This is a genomic window from Corallococcus sp. M7 (assembly GCF_054512695.1).
In genome coordinates this window covers 1,341,253-1,356,388 of the sequence record NZ_CM137252.1, presented here as the reverse complement: position 1 = coordinate 1,356,388, position 15,136 = coordinate 1,341,253, and the positions used below count along the sequence as shown (strand labels likewise).

The window sequence follows — 15,136 nt, the reverse complement described above, 5'->3', positions numbered from 1 at the left end:
TCACTCTCTTTGCGCCGGGTTCACGGCGCGGCCTGGGCCCGCATCAGGGACAGGTGGAAGTCCACCGACCGCTGCGCGGAAGGTTGCTTCAAGGTGGCCTGCCCGCGCAGCCCCGTGCGCGTCAGGCTCAGCTGGGTCTCCTGGAAGCCTTCCTGGGAGGCCCCCCCCGTCACGCTCCAGCCCTGGTCGCGCAGCTGAACGCGGTAGGCCTGCTCCGCTTCGGAGAGCGTGGTGTCCGGCACCCGGCCCGACACGGTGATGCTGGTGGCGCCCTCCATCCGCAGGGACAGGGACGCCACGTCCTGCAGGCCCCGGGGCACCGGGACGCCCGCGGGCACCCGGCCGGCGCGCTCCAGGTAGTTGCGCATGCGCGCCGAGGAGACGAAGACAATCGTTTCGTCCCCCTGGTGCAGCGTGGACATCAGCCGCACCTCGTCATCCTTCGGGACCCAGTAGCCCACGTAGCCGGCGTTGTCGTTGAAGCGCACGCCCACGACGGGCAGGCCTTCGTCCAGGATGACCTGGCGGTAGTGCTGCAGCACCTGGTCCGACGAGTCCTGCGTGGAGAACCACGCCACCGCGATGGGCGTGTCCGGGCCCAGGTAGTCCGCGGCCAGCGCCTCCGGACGGCCGCCCCGGGGATAGGGCGGGAAGTAAGACAGCGTGCGCGCCAGGATGGCTTCATCCCGCTTGGTGCGCGTGGGGCCATTGCGCGCCGCCGCCGCCTCCTGGTCCAGCTCGTCCGCCGCGGCCTCCGCGCGCTCCAGCTCCGTGGGGGCGCCCCCGTAGCGCGCCTCCTCCAGGCCCATGCCCATGACGATGCCCGCCACCGCCACCGACACCAGCACCGCCGCGGTGCGGAAGGCGGGATGCGCGGTGAGCTGCTTCAGCACGACTCCGGATCCTTGCACCCCATGTACCACTCGCCGCGCTGCCCGTGCTTGTAGGTGTTCTGGTTCTTGTCGTTGTCCCAGTCACGCCACTCCTGGTTGAAGTAGCGGGTGCTGCCCTCCTGGTCCACGGTGTTGGCCGGGGTCTGCATGTTGGCCAGGTGCGGGTGGATGGAGACGTACGGGTTGTTGGGCGAGTCCTCGAACATGTACAGCATGGTGCCGTCCAGCAGGTCGTTCGTCAGGGCATCGCGGAAGTCCATCATGCTCTGCTTCATCGTCGAGGCGCCGGTGACGTTCGAGTACACGAAGTCCACGCGCTCGTAGAACTCACCGCTGGAGTCCGACGGGGAGATGTCCGCGTCCTCCGTCAGGGCCCAGGTGTCGGTGATGATGCTCATGCGCTGTTCCTTGAGGAAGTACGCATTGCCGCCGGAACCTTCCGTGCCCTGCTGTGCGTTCGTGTGGATGTCCCCCTCGCCCTTCCAGTTCTTCTTGGTCAGCGCCTGGTTCTTGCTGAACTCCGGAAGGAACTGCTCGGGCAGCAGGTAGTTCTCCACCACCGCGCGGGCGGAGCACTCGATGTAGCCGCCGTTGGTGAACTGGCCCTGGTAGCTGTCGGCCAGGCCGCCCAGCGACGCCGCGCCGGTGTCCGGCGCCTCGCACGTCACCTGCTTGGCCTTGTCGTTCATCCAGCACACGTGGGCCACGACCGCCAGGTGGTGGTCCAGGTCCTCGCAGTCCGCGTAGTTGCTGCCGGACATGACATCCGGCCGGTCGATGCCGGACTCGTGGTCGCAGTAGGTGAGGCGGGCGTTGTGCTGCACGTTGGAGCTGCCACCCTGGGGGCCGGTGCCGCCACCGCCGCTCTGCTTGAGCCCCTTGGTGTAGTCCTGCGTGGTGAAGTCCCAGATGGTCGTCACCGCGGCCTCCTGGGCGTCCAGCGAGTAGCGCAGGAGGTCATCCAGGAAGAGCGCGTACATGAAGATGGGGATGAGGACGATCATCGACAGCGCCATCTCCACGGAGGCGGCGCCCCGGACGCGGCGGCCCTTCGGGTGCACGGCGCTCATAGGGCCAGGTCCTTGGCGCCAGCGAGGTCCGCCGCGTCGCCGTTGCCGGCGCGGTTGAGCACCTTCGCGGCCTCCTGGGCGGTGAACGGGTGCAGCTTCACGCGCCAGTAGGGGTTGAAGAGGCCCGGGGCCTCCTTCCAGCCGTTGGGGCCCAGGCGGTGGTAGTAGACGAGCGCCTTGGAGAGCGCCGCGCCCTCGCCGGGCGCGAGCTGCAGCTTGCCGTCGCCCTGGGCGCCGTGCGTGAGCGTGAAGGAGCCGCTGTCGTTGAGCTCCCAGGGCGCCTTCTTCGGGTCACCCACGAAGAACTGCTTGGTGACGTAGCTGTAGACGTGCGGCTGGCCCCAGTCCGTGTCGGGGTTGTCGTCCGCGCGGAACTTCATGAAGCAGTTGCCGCTGTTCGAGCAGGACATCAGGTCCTTGGTGTTGATGCCCTTGAACTCGTCGTGCTGGCCGCTGTGGGCGCCGGAGGGCTCGTGGCTGCCGCCGTTCTCGCTGCTCTCCACCACGGCCTTGTACGTGCCCACGCCGAAGCCGTGGCGCCACTGCGACATCAGGGTGCCGTGCTCGTCCGCGACCACGACCTTGCCCTCGTTGCCGGTGACCTGGCCGGGGCCGTGGATGTTGCTCTTGGTCTGCGCGACCTTGGCCGTGCCCTGGTGCCCCATGATGACGTGGGTGCCTTCCTGGGGGATGTCCTTGAGCAGGTCCTTGATGAAGTCGCTTTTGAAGTAGGTGGGCAGCCCGTTCATGATGACGGGCAGGCTGCGGTTGGCGGCCCAGCCGGGGCGCGAGGCGTTGGAGATCTCCGTCATCACCTGGGCGCGGGCCTTGTTGCTGGAGTTGGCGCGCGAGCAGTTCATGCCATCCACCGCGCAGTCGAACTCCTCCGCGTTGAGCCCGCCCACGGACGAGTCGAGCGAGTTGGCGCCGGGGACGTTCCACTCGGTCAGCTTCGACAGGTCCGCGGACTGTCCGCCGCGCACGGCGTTGCGCGCGGCGCTGTGGGCGGACTTCTGCGACTCGTGGATGCGGTTGGCCATCTTGTTCAAATCCTGGATGACCTTGTTGAACTTCTCCTCCACGTCCTTGACCTTGGAGTCGTAGTCGCTGGCCTTGGAGCTGTAGTCCATGGCGATCATCAGCGCTTCAATCGCGTCGATGCAGTGCTGGATGTTGTAGGGCGGGCACTGCGCCACCTCCAGGGCCGCGACGAGGAAGAAGCTCATCTGCCCGGCGCGCATCATGTCGCCGGTGGCGCTGGCGGCGGCCATGTAGCCGTGCGCGGACGTCATGCCCACGTAGGTGGACGCGATGGCCCGGTTGCTGGCCGCGTAGTAGTTGAGCGCGCGCGCCTCCACGACGCCCATGGAGTAGGCGAGCGCGTCGCTGTGCTGCTGCAGGCTCATCTTCTCCCGCAGGGCGTGGCTGAGGTTGAAGCTCAGCGTCGTCATCAGCGCGAGCAGCAGGAATGACAGACACGCGAGCACCAGGGCCTGGCCCCGGTGGCGGCGCTTGGGCCGGGAGGCGGACCTCACGGTTCGAACGGGAAGATGCATTCGTTCTCCTCCGGAAGTTCCTTCTGGGTGAGGTAGATGTTGGAGTGCATCCGCATGATGTAGGTGGCGCGGATGGGCAGGATGTAGAGCTTGTTGTCCGCCGCGGAGTCGTACTTGGACATCTTCTTGACGATGAACTCGTCGCGGTCCGAGTCCTTGCCCAGGCGCAAGACGTACGGCAGGTCCCGACCGCGCGCGATGTTGTAGATGACGACGTCCGCGAACGGGATGGGCAGGCGGTAGTTGAACGTCACCTGCACGCTCAGCTTGGTGCGCAGGCTGTCCGCCCAGCCGCCGTCTCCGGAGGCGACCTTCGGATCATCGAAGTCCATCTCCTTGTTGCCGTGGGAGCCGGAGCCCATGTTCCCCTTGAGGGGGCCGCAGATGGTGACCTCCGCGAACTTCAGGCCGGAGGCGTCGTTCATCTTGTTCTTGGAGATGTCCCCGGACTCGAACTTGGACTTGAAGTCACCGGCGCTGGTGATGGGCTTGATGATCTCCGCGCCCCCGCTGGCGGCCGTGCTCACCATGGGCAGGAGCACCGCCAGGGCGGCCTTCTCCATGGTGGGGATGTCCGCGTTGTGCAGGGAGCCGGCGCGCACGGCCTTGTAGGCCGCGTACTTCGTGAGGAGCCGGGCCTGGTGCATCAACCCCAGCTGCAGGATGCCCAGCAGCATGAACACGAACAGGGGCAAGACGATGGCCGTCTCCACCGCCGCCTGGCCTGATTCGTTGCCGCGCTTCATGCTTCGCCCCTGTACTGAAAATACCCCAGGGTGGGAGTCTTCCCGACCCATTGTGCCGCTACCATACCGCCCGTAGGTTCGGCGGGAATCGGCCAAGTGGCCGGGAATGCAGGCCCGGCCACCGGGCTTGCGGACATTATCGGGCTGGCCGGGGTCCGGGGTGCTTGACGCTGTGCGTATGCCATGGTTGGCACGGGCATTCGCGCAGAGCGCAGGGAGACGAATCCATGAACTGGCACGTGGCGAAGCGAATGGGCGTGGTGTTGGCGGTGGCGTTGCTTGCGGCCTGCAGTGACGACGGCGATGGCGACGGCAAGACGGACGGAGGCACCACCTCCGACGGCGGGACGAACACCAGCAAGTCGCTGGGGCCCGGCCTGGGCTTCTCCAAGGCGGCGCCGGCGGGGCAGCCCTTCACGCTGCCCCCGGGGCTGACGCTGGAGAACCCCATCATCGCCTACTCGCCGGAGAACCCGGTGGACTGCGACGACAAGTTCGCGGACGAGGCCAACGGCACCGGCGAGGAGGTGACGGTGTGCCTCATCTTCAACAACACCACGAACGCGCCCATCACCGTGACGCTGCCGCCGGGGCTCATCTTCGTGGCGACCAGCGACGACGTGCAGAACGGCATCATCGTGCAGACGATCAGCATCGTGGTGCCGCCGGGCGAGCGCTACTTCGCCCCCATGTTCGCGTACTGCGCGAACCAGAACCGCTCCACGACGGGCAGTGACGACCGGTACGAGCTGGGCCCCGTCGCCGACCACAAGGACTTCCAGGAGGTGTTCTCGCTGCTGGCGGGCAAGCAGCTCTCGAAGGAAGACGCCGCTCGCGTCCAGAGCGTGGTCCACCGCGTGTCCCAGGGCGAGGGGCTGTCCTCCGCCGACCGCGCCACCCTGCAGGGCCTGTAGCCCCGCGCCCCTTCGTCCGGCGGGCCTTCAGCGCCGCCGGGCGATCTCCTGGATGAGCGTCACGTAGCGGCGCTGCTGGGGGTTCAGCTTGAAGGCCTTGCGCAGGGACTCCTCCGCGAGCGCCCACTGGCCCTCGCCCCGGGCCACGTCGCCCAGGAAGGCCCAACCCTCCTCCAGGCCGGGCTCCTGGCGCACCAGCTCCTGGAGCTCCTGGAGCACCAGCCGGCCGTGCGCCTCCGGCTTCATCAGGTAGCGCGCCCAGGCGCGGTGGGCCTGGTACAGCGGCCGGGGGTCGATGTCGCAGGCGTATTCGAAGTACTCGAAGGCGCCCGCGAAGTTGCGCGCCTCCAGGCGCCGTTTGGCCTCGTCGAACTGGGTGGTGGCGTCCAGCAGGTCCGTGCGGATGCGGAACTGCTCCGCGGTGGAGGGGCGGCCAGTGTTGCTGCGCGCCTTCTCCCGGTGCGCCTGCCGGCGCTTCTTCCACAGCGCGTTCTGCTCCGGCTCCGACAGTGAGCCGTAGGCGCGCGCGTACGCGGCGAGCATCCCTTCCGCCTTCTCCTTCAGCTCCGCGGTCTGGAAGCGCAGCGGGGAGAAGCGGTCCGCGGCGGCGAGGAACGCCTTGCGCAGCGCCACCGGCTGCACGTCCTCCGGCACGTCCAGCAGCGCGAACGGATCCAGGCTGCGGTGGTTGAGGAACGCGCCCACGAGCGCGTTGCGCGCGGCCTCGTCCTCATCCGCGAAGGGCGTGCCGGACGGGGCCTGCTGGGCCGGCACGGGCACGGGCGTGGGGACGGGCTCTGGAGCGAGGACGGGGGTGGCGGGGGCCTTGCGGGCCAGGTCCTCGGCCTTCGCGTCCACGTCCTCCACGAAGCCCGCCACGCCCAGCAGGCACAGCGCGTAGAGCCGGCGCAGCACGGAGTCCATGTCGAAGCCGGTGCGCTCCAAGAGCTCGTTGAAGGTGGGCCGCTGGCGCAGGGCCTGGAACAGGCGCGCGTCCTTGGAGGACAGCTTGGGGGCGGACTCCACGCCGGGCATCTGGCCGAAGCGGCGGTCGTCCGTGAAGGTGAAGTGCGTGGCGACGGTGTCGAAGGGCAGCTGCGTGGAGACGCCGGTGAGGATGAGCTGCGCGGTGTTGGCGCGCACGGTGGCGTCCGGGTTCTCCACGTCCGCGATGAGGCGGTACTTCGCCTCCGTCCAGCGGAAGCAGTCCAGCAGCTTGTGCGCCAGGTTCGCCTGGAGCTGCTTGTAGAGGTCGAAGGGGCTGATGAGCCCCTTCTGCACGAGCAGCCCGCCCAGCTGCATGCCCGAGGACACGCTCTCCGCCAGGGACTTCTGGTAGTCCGCCTCCGACAGGCGGCCCTTCTCCACCAGGTACTTGCCCAGCGTCTCGTGCAGGAGGTTGGAGTGGCACGCCACCGGCGCGCCGTCCTCGAAGGTGATGCGCTTCTCGCGCTGGCGCACCTTGAGCTCCAGCGTGCAGGTGCGCTCCTCCACCATCAGCGCGTGCAGGAGCAGCGGGAAGGGCGTGTCCGCCAGCAGTCCCTCACGCTGGCGCAACACCTGGGACGGCGGGGGGAACATGCGCGGAAAGCCTACTACTCCGCGTCGTCGCCGCCCATGTCGTCCGCGGCGTAGGGCGCGTCCTCGTAGCGGCCGTAGGGGGCGTACGTGTCGTGCGTGGGCAGGTAGCGGGTCAGGTATGCCCCCACGCCCATCAGCACCAGGGCCACGGCGGCGTACGTCAGCGGGCGGGACGGACGGGCGCGCCAGGCCCACCAGCGGTCGCGGCGCTTCTGGAAGCGCGGGGCGACGGAGTACTCGCGCCAGGCCGCGTCACGGGCCTCCTTGGCCTCCACGTCCAGGCCCTGCTTGTCCAGCACGCGCGACAGGAGCACGCGCCCCTCCACGGAGCCCTGACGCACCTGGAGGAAGCGCTCCAGGGCCTCGCGGGCGCCCGGGAAGTCGCCGCGCTGGAGGCGGAAGCGGCCGCGCTCCAGGTCGATGGCGCCCTGGCGGTAGTCGGCGTCCAGGCGCTCGGCCTCGGTGAGCAGCAGTTCGCCCCGGGGAGAATCGCCCGCGCCCAGGTAGGCCACGCCCAGGAGGTAGAGGGTGTCCACGTCGTCGTCGCCCGCGTCCAGGTTGGGGCGCAGGAGGTCCACCGCCTCCTGGTAGCGCTTCTGGCCCAGGCGGATGTCGGCCAGCTCCGCGCGGGCGCGGCGGTCGTGGGTGTTGGTGAGGATGGTGCCCGCGAGCTCCCCCGCGCGCTGCCAGCGCTTGAAGACGCGCATGGGGCTGGGCAGCACCTGCAACGTGAACCGGTCCGCCGCGAACAGCAGCACGGCCAGGAGCCCCAGGGACAGCAGCGGGCTGCCCGTCAGCATGGTGAGGCCCATCCACAAGAACCACTTGGTCAGCACGGTCGAATCGTCCTTCCTGGAACCCGCTACAGCAGCCGCGCGCAGACGGCGCTGTGCACGTCCGCCCCCCGCTCCGTCAGGGCCAGCCTGCGGCCGTGACGCGTGGCGAAGCCGTGGGCCACCAGCCGCTCCACCTCCGCGCGCCGGGGCTCCACGGGCTGGCCGTATCGCTCACAGACGGCCTCCCAGTCCACCCCCGACACCAGGCGCAGGCCCATGCTCAGCCGCTCGGCGAAGAGCTCCTCGGGGCCCAGTTCCTCGCGGCTCGCCTCCGGCAGCCTTCCCTCCTCCACCGTGCGCAGGTACGCCTCCGGGCCGCGGAGGTTCACGTAGCGGTGGGCCGTGGGGGACAGCAGCATGCCGGTGGCGCCCACGCCCAGCGCCAGGTACTCGCCGCCGGTCCAGTAGAGCGCGTTGTGCCGGGAGCTGAAGCCTTCGCGCGCGTGGTTGGAGACCTCGTAGCGGGTGAGCCCGTGCGCGCCGTACACGTCGCGCACCGTGCGGGCCATGGCCACCACCTCGTCGTCCTCTGGCAGGGAGAGCTCGCCTCGGTCCAGTTGTTTGGACAGCGGCGTGGACTCCGCCAGCACCTCGCGCTCCACCGTCAGCGCGTAGGTGGACAGGTGCTCCGGCGAAAGCGCCACCGCGCGGCGGGCGTCCGCCTCCACCTGCGCCACCGTCTGGCCGTGCACGCCGTAGATGAAGTCCAGCGCCACCACGGGGAAGTCCGCCTGGCGCGCCGCGGCCACCGCGCCCTCCACCATGGCGGCGTCATGCGCGCGGCCCAGCGCCTTCAGCGTCTCCGGCTGGAAGGACTGCACGCCCAGGGACAGCCGGTTGATGCCCGCGGCGCGGTAGCCGGCGAAGCGCTCCGCGTCCGCGCGCTCCGGGTTGCCCTCCAGGGAGATTTCCAGGCCGGGGGCGAGCGACATGCGCGCGGCGATGCCCTCCAGGACACGCGCCACGTAGCGGGGGTGCCACAGGGACGGCGTGCCGCCGCCCAGGAAGAGGGACTCCAGCGGCTTCGTGCGCAGCGACGGGTCGGCGGACAGGCGCGCGTCCAGCTCCGCCAGCACCGCGTTCGCGTAGCGCTCCTCCGGCACCTGGCGCGCCACCGCCACCGCGAAGTCGCAGTAGGGGCACTTGGCCAGGCAGTACGGGAAGTGCAGGTACAGCCCGAAGCGGGCTGCCTGCATGCCCGTCAATGGGTCCGTGGGCGCGGCGAAGGACATGGAGGTCCAACCTCTACTTCAGGGCCTTCAATTGCGCTTCCAGCCGCGCCACCTTCGCCTTGGTGCTGGCAGCCGATTCGAGCGCTGCCTCGGCCGCCATCAGCTTGCGCTTCATGGAGGCCACGTCCGCCTTGAGCTGTTCGCGCTCCGCCGCCCAATCCGCGGGCACGGCCGCGCCACCGGTGGGTGCCGCCGCGAGCTTCAATTCGAGCGCCTGACGGGTGGCCTGCTCCGCCTTGAGCGACGCGCTGACCTGGGCGAGCTTCGCCTCCAGCGCCTGCTGGGCGTCAGCGGCCCCGGCCTGCGCGTTGGATTCACCGAGCCTCGCCTCCAGCGCGGCCTTCTCCGCCTGCTCCGCTTCGAGCGCGGCGCGAGCTTCTTCCAGTTGCGACTCCAGCGCCGCCTTCACGCCCTGCTCCTCCAGGAGCGTGACGTCGGACTGCGCGAGCTTCGCCTCCAGCAGTGACTTGGCGCCCTGCTCCGACGCGAGCTTCGCTTCCAGGTCCTTCACGCGGGCCGCCTGTGCTTCGGCGACGCGCCGCTTGGACTCGGAGGCCTCCAGCGCGCCCTCCACCATCTTCACGCGCTGCTGGAGCCGGTCCACCTTGTCCGCTTCCGCGCGGGCCGCCTCCAGTTGCTCGTTGAGGGAGGCCAGCTCCTCGCGCTGGCCGTCATGTCCGGCGCTCAGCGCCTCGGCGCGGCCCTCGGCCTCGGCGGCCTGCACCCGGGCGTCCGCGATCTCGGCTTCCACCGCCTCGCGGCGGGCGCGCTCCAGGGCCAGCTCCTCCTGGGCCTTGGCGACCAGGGCCTGCTGGCGCTGCACCTCCGCCTCGCGCTGGCCCGCGGCCGTCTCCAGCATGGACGCGCGCGCGGAGAAGCCCACGCGCTCCGCCTGCGTGGTGGCGAGCTTGCGCTCCACGGCGGCGAGCTGCTCCTGGTGCGCTTCGCGCTCGGCCTGCGTGGCCGCGATCCGGGCGGTGAGCTCCGCCAGTTGGGCCTCCAGCGCGGCGGCCTTGGCTTCCGCCTCGTGCACCCGGCCCTCGGCCTCGTGCACCGCCTCGCCGAGCGCCGCCGCGTCCGACTCCATCCGGTCGCGCAGCGAGACCTGCTCGACCTCCGCGGCCTCCAGGACTTCGCGCAGCGAGGCCAGCTCCGACTCGGCCATGCGCGCGCGGACCTCCGCGGCCTCCACTTCGGCGCGAGCGGCTTCACGCGCCTGGGCGACCTCCGCCTCCAGCTCGCGCACGCGCGCCTGGACCCGGGAGGCCTCCGCGGCGCGGCCTTCCAGGGCACTGCGGAGCGAGGGGAGCTCCGCGGCCTCGGCCGTGCGCGCGGTGAGCGCGGCGCGCAGGCCCACCGCGTCCGCGTCCTTCAGCGCGAGCGCGCGCTCCAGCTCCGTCACCTGCGTCTGGAGCGTCTTGAGCCCGTCCTCCACCACCGCGAGCTGCCGGCGCGCGGCGTCCCGCTCGCCCTCCATCCCCTTCGCGTGGGCGTGCGCCTCCTCCAGCGAGCTGCGCGACCAGTCGCTCTCGCTCTCCAGGGCGCCCATGGCGCCCTTCGCCTCCGCGAGCGCCGTCTCCAGCTGGCTGATGGCCAGGGCCTGCGCGTCGCGCTCGGCGGTCAGCCGCTCCACGTCCGCGAGGGTGGACTGGTACTGCTCCTGGACCGCCTCCAGCGCGCCCTGCGCCTCGGACTTGCCGGAGGCCAGCTCCGCCACGCGGTCCTGCGCGAGCCCCAGCGCCTCCTTCGCGCCGACCAGCTCCTCCGCCATCGCCCCGCGCGACTCGCGCTCGGCGTGGAGCTCCTCCGTCAGCCGGGGGACCTCCGACTCCACCTCCGCCAGCGCGCGCGTGAGGTCCTTGCGGTCCGCCTCCGACGCGGCGAGCTCCGCCTCCAGCGAGGCGATCTTCGCCTGGGCCAGCTTTAGCCGCTGCTCGTCCTGCGCGGACGGCGCCGCGGTACCGCCGCCGCCCTCCTTGCGCGCCTTCTCCAGCGCGGCCTTGAGCTGCGTCACCTCGCCCTCGCGCTCGGCGTACAGCGCGCGCGCCCGGGCCAGGGTCTCCGTCTTCTGCTTCAGGATGCCCCGGAAGAACTCCAGCTTGTCCTCCGGCGAGCCGCCCATGGGCAGCCGGGGCTCGGCGGGCTCCGCGAAGGGGTCCCCCTTGCCGGGGCTGCGCGCCGCGGCCGCCGGGGACGGAGGCGTGGTCGTGGGCAACCCTCCACCGCCAATGGGCGCGGGGGTCGTCGGTACCCGGGCGGCCGGCGCGGCGGCCGGGGATGCGGGCAGGCCCGTGGCGGGCCGCCGGGGCGGCAGGGGAGGAGGCGCGGAGGGGGGAGGCTTGGGAACCGAGAGCGGCCTGGTGGGGGCCGGAGCGGGCGCCGCCACGGGGGCGTCGCCTTCATCCAGCAGTTCCTTCAGGTCCGCGAGCGGATCCGCCTCGTCCGGGGGAGACGGCATGTGCGCGTCCCAGGTTACCGACCACGGGGGGTTTCCACCAGTTACGCGATGGAAACCGCGCCGCTTCGCCTGCCTGGTGGGAGGCGGACGGCACGGTCCGCTCGACGTGGAGGGGGCGGGACGTTAGCCAATGGAGCAAACATCACACCTCGCCTTGCCTCTCCTCGGGAGGGGATGACAGCTTCGGACCACTCCTATGGCCATCCGCTACACCCTGCCCAACGGGCTCACCGTCGTCTTCGAGGAGCAGCACGCCGCCAAGGTCGCGGCCTTCCAGGTCTGGGTCAAGGCCGGCAGCGCGGACGAAAGGCCGGACCAGGCCGGGCTCGCCCACCTGCACGAGCACATGCTCTTCAAGGGCACGGAGCGCCGGGGGCCCGGTGAGATTGCCCGGGACATCGAGGCGCACGGCGGCGAAATCAACGCCTGGACGTCCTTCGACCAGACCGTCTACCACATCGTCATCGCCAGCCAGTTCGCCCGCACGGGCCTGGACATCCTGGGGGATGCCGTCCGCCGCTCCGCGTTCGACAAGGACGAGCTGGCGCGCGAAATCGAGGTGGTCTGCGAGGAGATCAAGCGCAGCTACGACTCGCCGTCGCGCCGCGCGTCCCGGGGGCTCTTCACCGCCGCGTTCCAGACCCACCCGTACCGGCTGCCCGTCATCGGCACCGAGGAGAGCGTGCGCAGCTTCACCCGCGAGAAGGTGCTGGAGTTCTACCACCGGCACTACACGCCCAAGAACCTGGTGCTGTCCGTCGCGGGCGACCTGAACGAGGCGGAGCTGCGCCAGTGGGTGGACGAAATCTTCGGCGGTGACTGGGGCCGGCCCTACGCGGGCCCGGTGGAGCGCCCGCGCGACGCAGCCCCCACGGGCCGCCGCGTGCTCATCCAGACGGAGGACGTGAAGGAGGCCTACCTGCACCTGGCCTTCGCCATCCCGGAATTGGAGCACCCGGACGTGCCCGCGCTGGACGTGCTGGCGATGATCGCCGGCCAGGGCAACTCGTCGTGGCTGGTGCGCGAGGTGAAGCGCCGCCAGCACCTGGTCAACGACGTGCACGCGTCCGCGTACACGCCCAAGGACCCGGGCATCTTCTCCGTGTCGCTGACGCTGCCGCCCGCGCAGTCGCAGAAGGCGCTCACGCAGACGGCGCGCGTGCTGGAGGCGCTGCGCACCACTCCCGTGCCCCTGGACGAGCTGCGCGCGGTGCAGGCGGTGGTGGAGGCGGAGTCCGTCTACCGCAAGGAGACGGTGCAGGGCACCGCGCGGAACCTGGGCTCGTACCAGACGTCCCCCGGCGGCCTGGAGTCGGAGGCGCGCTACCTGGAGGACATCCGCAACCTGAAGCCGGAGGACCTGCGCCGCGTGGCCCAGAAGTACCTGCGGCTGGAGCACGCCGTCGTCACCGCGCTGGTGCCGCCCGCCGCGGAGCTGACGGAGGCCCACGTGCACGCCGCGCTGGATGAAGCGGCGAAGAGCCCCGGCCTCACGCCTCCGGAGCGCTCCGCGAAGCAGCCTCCCCCGGAGATCCCGCCGCGTCCGGCCCGCAGCGCCGTGGCGTCCGCGCGTTCGGAGGTCGTGCAGGAGAAGCTGCCCTCCGGCGCCACGCTCATCATCCGCGTGGAACCGCACGTGCCGCTGTTCTCCATGCGCGCGGCCTTCATCGGCGGCTCGCGCTACGAGACGCCCGAGAACAACGGCATCACCACGCTGCTCAGCCGCACCCTCACCAAGGGCACCACCACGCTCAGCGCGGATGACATCAGCCAGTTGGGGGACCTGTACGCGGGCAACGTCACCGGTCAGGGCGGCCGCAACTCCGTGAGCCTGAAGGCGGACTTCCTGTCGCGCTACTTCGAGCCCGGCTTCCGGCTGTTCGCGGACGTGCTGGTGAACCCCGCCTTCCGCGAGGAGGAGGTCGCGCGGGAGCGCGCGCTGCTGCTCCAGGACATCCTCACCCGCGAGGACAAGCCGTCGAGCCTGGCGTTCGAGCTGTTCTCGCGCACGCTCTACCAGGAGCACCCGTACCGGCTGTCGATGCTGGGCGAGAAGGCGTCCGTGGAGGCGCTGGGGCCCGAGCAGCTGCGCGCCTACCACCGCGCGCACATGGACCCGTCGCAGATGACGCTCAGCGTGGTGGGCGACGTGGACGTCGATCAGGTGCGGGCGCTGGCGAACGAGTACTTCGGCAAGTCGCGCGGCGGCGCGGTGGCCCCGAAGCAGGTGCGGCCGGAAGCGCCTCCGTCCGCGCCTCGCACGGAGAAGAAGGTGCTCGCGCGTGCGCAGACGCACCTGGTGATGGGCTTCCAGGCGGCGCGGATGACCGACCCGTGGCGCGTGGTGCTGGACGTGCTGTCCACGGTGCTGTCGGGCCAGGGCGGGCGGCTCTTCATCGAGCTGCGCGACAAGCGCTCCATGGCCTACAGCGTGAGCAGCTTCTCCATGGATGGGTTGGACCCCGGCTACTTCGCCGTCTACATGGGCACGAGCCCGGAGAAGGTGGAGGCGGCGGTGGAGGGCATGCGCCGCGAGTTGCAGCGCATCCGCGACGAGCCGATTCCGGCCGCGGAGCTGGAGCGCGCCAAGCAGCACATCATCGGGGCGTATGAAATCGACCTGCAGCGCAACAGCGCCCGCGCGACGCTGCTGGCGCTGGACACCTGCTACGGCATCGGGCTGGACAACTTCCTGCACTACTCCGAGCGCGTGGCGAAGGTGACGGCGGCGGACGTGCAGGAGGTGGCCCGCCGGGTCATCGACTTCGACCGCATGGCCGTGTCCATCGTCGGTCCGTAGGTCACTCCCTCGCGAGCGTGGAAGCGTCACGACGACGGCGCTTCCACGCCGCACCGGGTGCGGTAGAAGGGGCGCCATGTCCCAGACCTACCTGTCACTCACCGTGGATATCGCGGAGGAGTCCTCCGAAATCCTCCAGGACCTCCTCCATGAGGCCGGCGCCCTGGGCCTGGAGGTCCGCGACGCGGAGACGCCCACCATGCCGGGCGTGCGCGCCCCCGCGAAGGGCGAGTCCATTGTCGTCGCCTACTTCGAGGACCGCGAGAGCGCGGAAGGCGCCCGCGACGCCGTGGCGGAGAGCCACCCCACCGCGCGCCTGTCCCTGGACGAGCAGCCCCAGCAGGACTGGAGCAACGAGTGGAAGTCGCTCATCAAGTCCGTGCAGGTGGGCCGCCTGTGGGTGGGCCCGCCCTGGGACGTGGCGAACGCGCCCGCGGACAAGGTGAAGCTCGTCATCGAGCCGAAGATGGCCTTCGGCACGGGGGACCACCCCACCACCTCACTGTGCCTGGCCGCGGTGGATGACTTCATGTCCACGCACCCGGGCGCGAGCGTCCTGGACGTGGGCACCGGCACGGGCGTGCTCGCCATCGCCGCGAAGAAGCTGGGCGCGGGCCACGTGGTGGGCACCGACAACGACCCCACCTCCGTGGAGCTGGCGAAGGAGAACTGCACGGACAACCAGACGCCCGACCTGGACATCTCCGGGCGCGAGCTGACGGAAGTCCCCGGCACCTTCGACCTGGTGCTCGCGAACATCCTGGCCAACACGCTGATCGAGCTGGCGCCCCTCATCGTGCCCAAGGCGAAGGACCGGCTGGTGCTGGCCGGCGTGCTCGCGCACCAGCGCGCGGACGTGGAGGCCGCGTACCGCAAGCTGGGGTGCACCGTGCTGGAGGGCGCGCAGCAGGGCGAGTGGGTGCGCATCGACTTGAAGCGCTAGAAATGAGAGGGGGTCGGGCGGCGAAGCATGGTTCGCCATCCCGACCCCATCTGGACTCGCGAGGCTTTCCCCCTTGGCGTCAGGACCTCGCGAGTCCCGCCGTGTGC

At 70.6% G+C, this 15,136-nt stretch carries 11 protein-coding genes; 3 read left to right on the top strand and 8 right to left on the bottom strand.

What is annotated here, in order from left to right; translation table 11 throughout:
• Positions 1 to 20: 20 nt before the first annotated feature.
• The 4 genes from ACX114_RS05610 to ACX114_RS05595 are packed head-to-tail and all read right to left on the bottom strand — an operon-like array spanning position 21 to position 4,265.
• Positions 21 to 893: a hypothetical protein gene (locus ACX114_RS05610; RefSeq protein ID WP_459295464.1), complete on the bottom strand. Its 873-nt coding sequence runs from the start codon at positions 891 to 893 to the stop codon at positions 21 to 23.
• The gene (locus ACX114_RS05605) at positions 887 to 1,963 is read right to left on the bottom strand and encodes a hypothetical protein (protein ID WP_459295462.1); all 1,077 of its coding nucleotides are present in this window, start codon (positions 1,961 to 1,963) and stop codon (positions 887 to 889) included. Before ACX114_RS05605 ends, ACX114_RS05610 begins: the two co-directional genes overlap by 7 nt.
• Complete coding sequence (locus ACX114_RS05600; protein ID WP_459295460.1) at positions 1,960 to 3,498, bottom strand: hypothetical protein; 1,539 nt, start codon at positions 3,496 to 3,498, stop codon at positions 1,960 to 1,962. Before ACX114_RS05600 ends, ACX114_RS05605 begins: the two co-directional genes overlap by 4 nt.
• Positions 3,495 to 4,265: a TadE/TadG family type IV pilus assembly protein gene (locus ACX114_RS05595; protein WP_206799433.1), complete on the bottom strand. Its 771-nt coding sequence runs from the start codon at positions 4,263 to 4,265 to the stop codon at positions 3,495 to 3,497. Before ACX114_RS05595 ends, ACX114_RS05600 begins: the two co-directional genes overlap by 4 nt.
• A gap of 227 nt (positions 4,266 to 4,492) precedes the next feature.
• On the opposite strand from ACX114_RS05595, the gene ACX114_RS05590 reads away from it, so the two are divergent.
• Positions 4,493 to 5,179, top strand: a complete 687-nt coding sequence (locus ACX114_RS05590; protein ID WP_459295458.1) for a hypothetical protein — start codon at positions 4,493 to 4,495, stop codon at positions 5,177 to 5,179.
• 27 nt (positions 5,180 to 5,206) lie between these two features.
• Here the strand turns inward: ACX114_RS05590 and ACX114_RS05585 are convergent, their stop codons facing one another.
• Genes ACX114_RS05585 through ACX114_RS05570 form a run of 4 tightly spaced genes read right to left on the bottom strand, consistent with a single transcriptional unit; the run spans position 5,207 to position 11,286 of the window.
• Positions 5,207 to 6,760, bottom strand: a complete 1,554-nt coding sequence (locus tag ACX114_RS05585; protein WP_459295456.1) for a DUF4388 domain-containing protein — start codon at positions 6,758 to 6,760, stop codon at positions 5,207 to 5,209.
• 14 nt (positions 6,761 to 6,774) lie between these two features.
• Positions 6,775 to 7,593 carry a tetratricopeptide repeat protein gene (locus ACX114_RS05580; protein ID WP_459300071.1) on the bottom strand — a complete coding sequence of 273 codons (819 nt, stop codon included), beginning with the start codon at positions 7,591 to 7,593 and terminating at the stop codon, positions 6,775 to 6,777.
• A 29-nt stretch (positions 7,594 to 7,622) separates the two neighbouring features.
• Positions 7,623 to 8,828, bottom strand: coding sequence for a radical SAM family heme chaperone HemW (gene hemW / locus ACX114_RS05575; RefSeq protein WP_459295454.1), 1,206 nt, complete (start codon positions 8,826 to 8,828; stop codon positions 7,623 to 7,625).
• A 13-nt stretch (positions 8,829 to 8,841) separates the two neighbouring features.
• Entirely contained in the window at positions 8,842 to 11,286 is a 2,445-nt protein-coding gene (locus tag ACX114_RS05570; RefSeq protein ID WP_459295452.1) for a coiled-coil domain-containing protein, read from the bottom strand.
• 196 nt (positions 11,287 to 11,482) lie between these two features.
• On the opposite strand from ACX114_RS05570, the gene ACX114_RS05565 reads away from it, so the two are divergent.
• Both ACX114_RS05565 and ACX114_RS05560 read left to right on the top strand, forming a co-directional pair.
• Complete coding sequence (locus ACX114_RS05565; RefSeq protein ID WP_459295450.1) at positions 11,483 to 14,086, top strand: M16 family metallopeptidase; 2,604 nt, start codon at positions 11,483 to 11,485, stop codon at positions 14,084 to 14,086.
• Between the two features lie 76 nt (positions 14,087 to 14,162).
• Positions 14,163 to 15,029, top strand: coding sequence for a 50S ribosomal protein L11 methyltransferase (locus tag ACX114_RS05560; RefSeq protein WP_459295448.1), 867 nt, complete (start codon positions 14,163 to 14,165; stop codon positions 15,027 to 15,029).
• Positions 15,030 to 15,136: the final 107 nt, after the last annotated feature.

Bases quoted from the DNA above. Each gene is read 5' to 3' on its own strand.
- ACX114_RS05605 (WP_459295462.1), bottom strand. From the start codon at position 1,963: ATGAGCGCCGTGCACCCGAAGGGCCGCCGCGTCCGGGGCGCCGCCTCC.
- ACX114_RS05595 (WP_206799433.1), bottom strand. From the start codon at position 4,265: ATGAAGCGCGGCAACGAATCAGGCCAGGCGGCGGTGGAGACGGCCATC.
- ACX114_RS05590 (WP_459295458.1), top strand. From the start codon at position 4,493: ATGAACTGGCACGTGGCGAAGCGAATGGGCGTGGTGTTGGCGGTGGCG.
- ACX114_RS05585 (WP_459295456.1), bottom strand. From the start codon at position 6,760: ATGTTCCCCCCGCCGTCCCAGGTGTTGCGCCAGCGTGAGGGACTGCTG.
- hemW (WP_459295454.1), bottom strand. From the start codon at position 8,828: ATGTCCTTCGCCGCGCCCACGGACCCATTGACGGGCATGCAGGCAGCC.
- ACX114_RS05570 (WP_459295452.1), bottom strand. From the start codon at position 11,286: ATGCCGTCTCCCCCGGACGAGGCGGATCCGCTCGCGGACCTGAAGGAA.
- ACX114_RS05565 (WP_459295450.1), top strand. From the start codon at position 11,483: ATGGCCATCCGCTACACCCTGCCCAACGGGCTCACCGTCGTCTTCGAG.
- ACX114_RS05560 (WP_459295448.1), top strand. From the start codon at position 14,163: ATGTCCCAGACCTACCTGTCACTCACCGTGGATATCGCGGAGGAGTCC.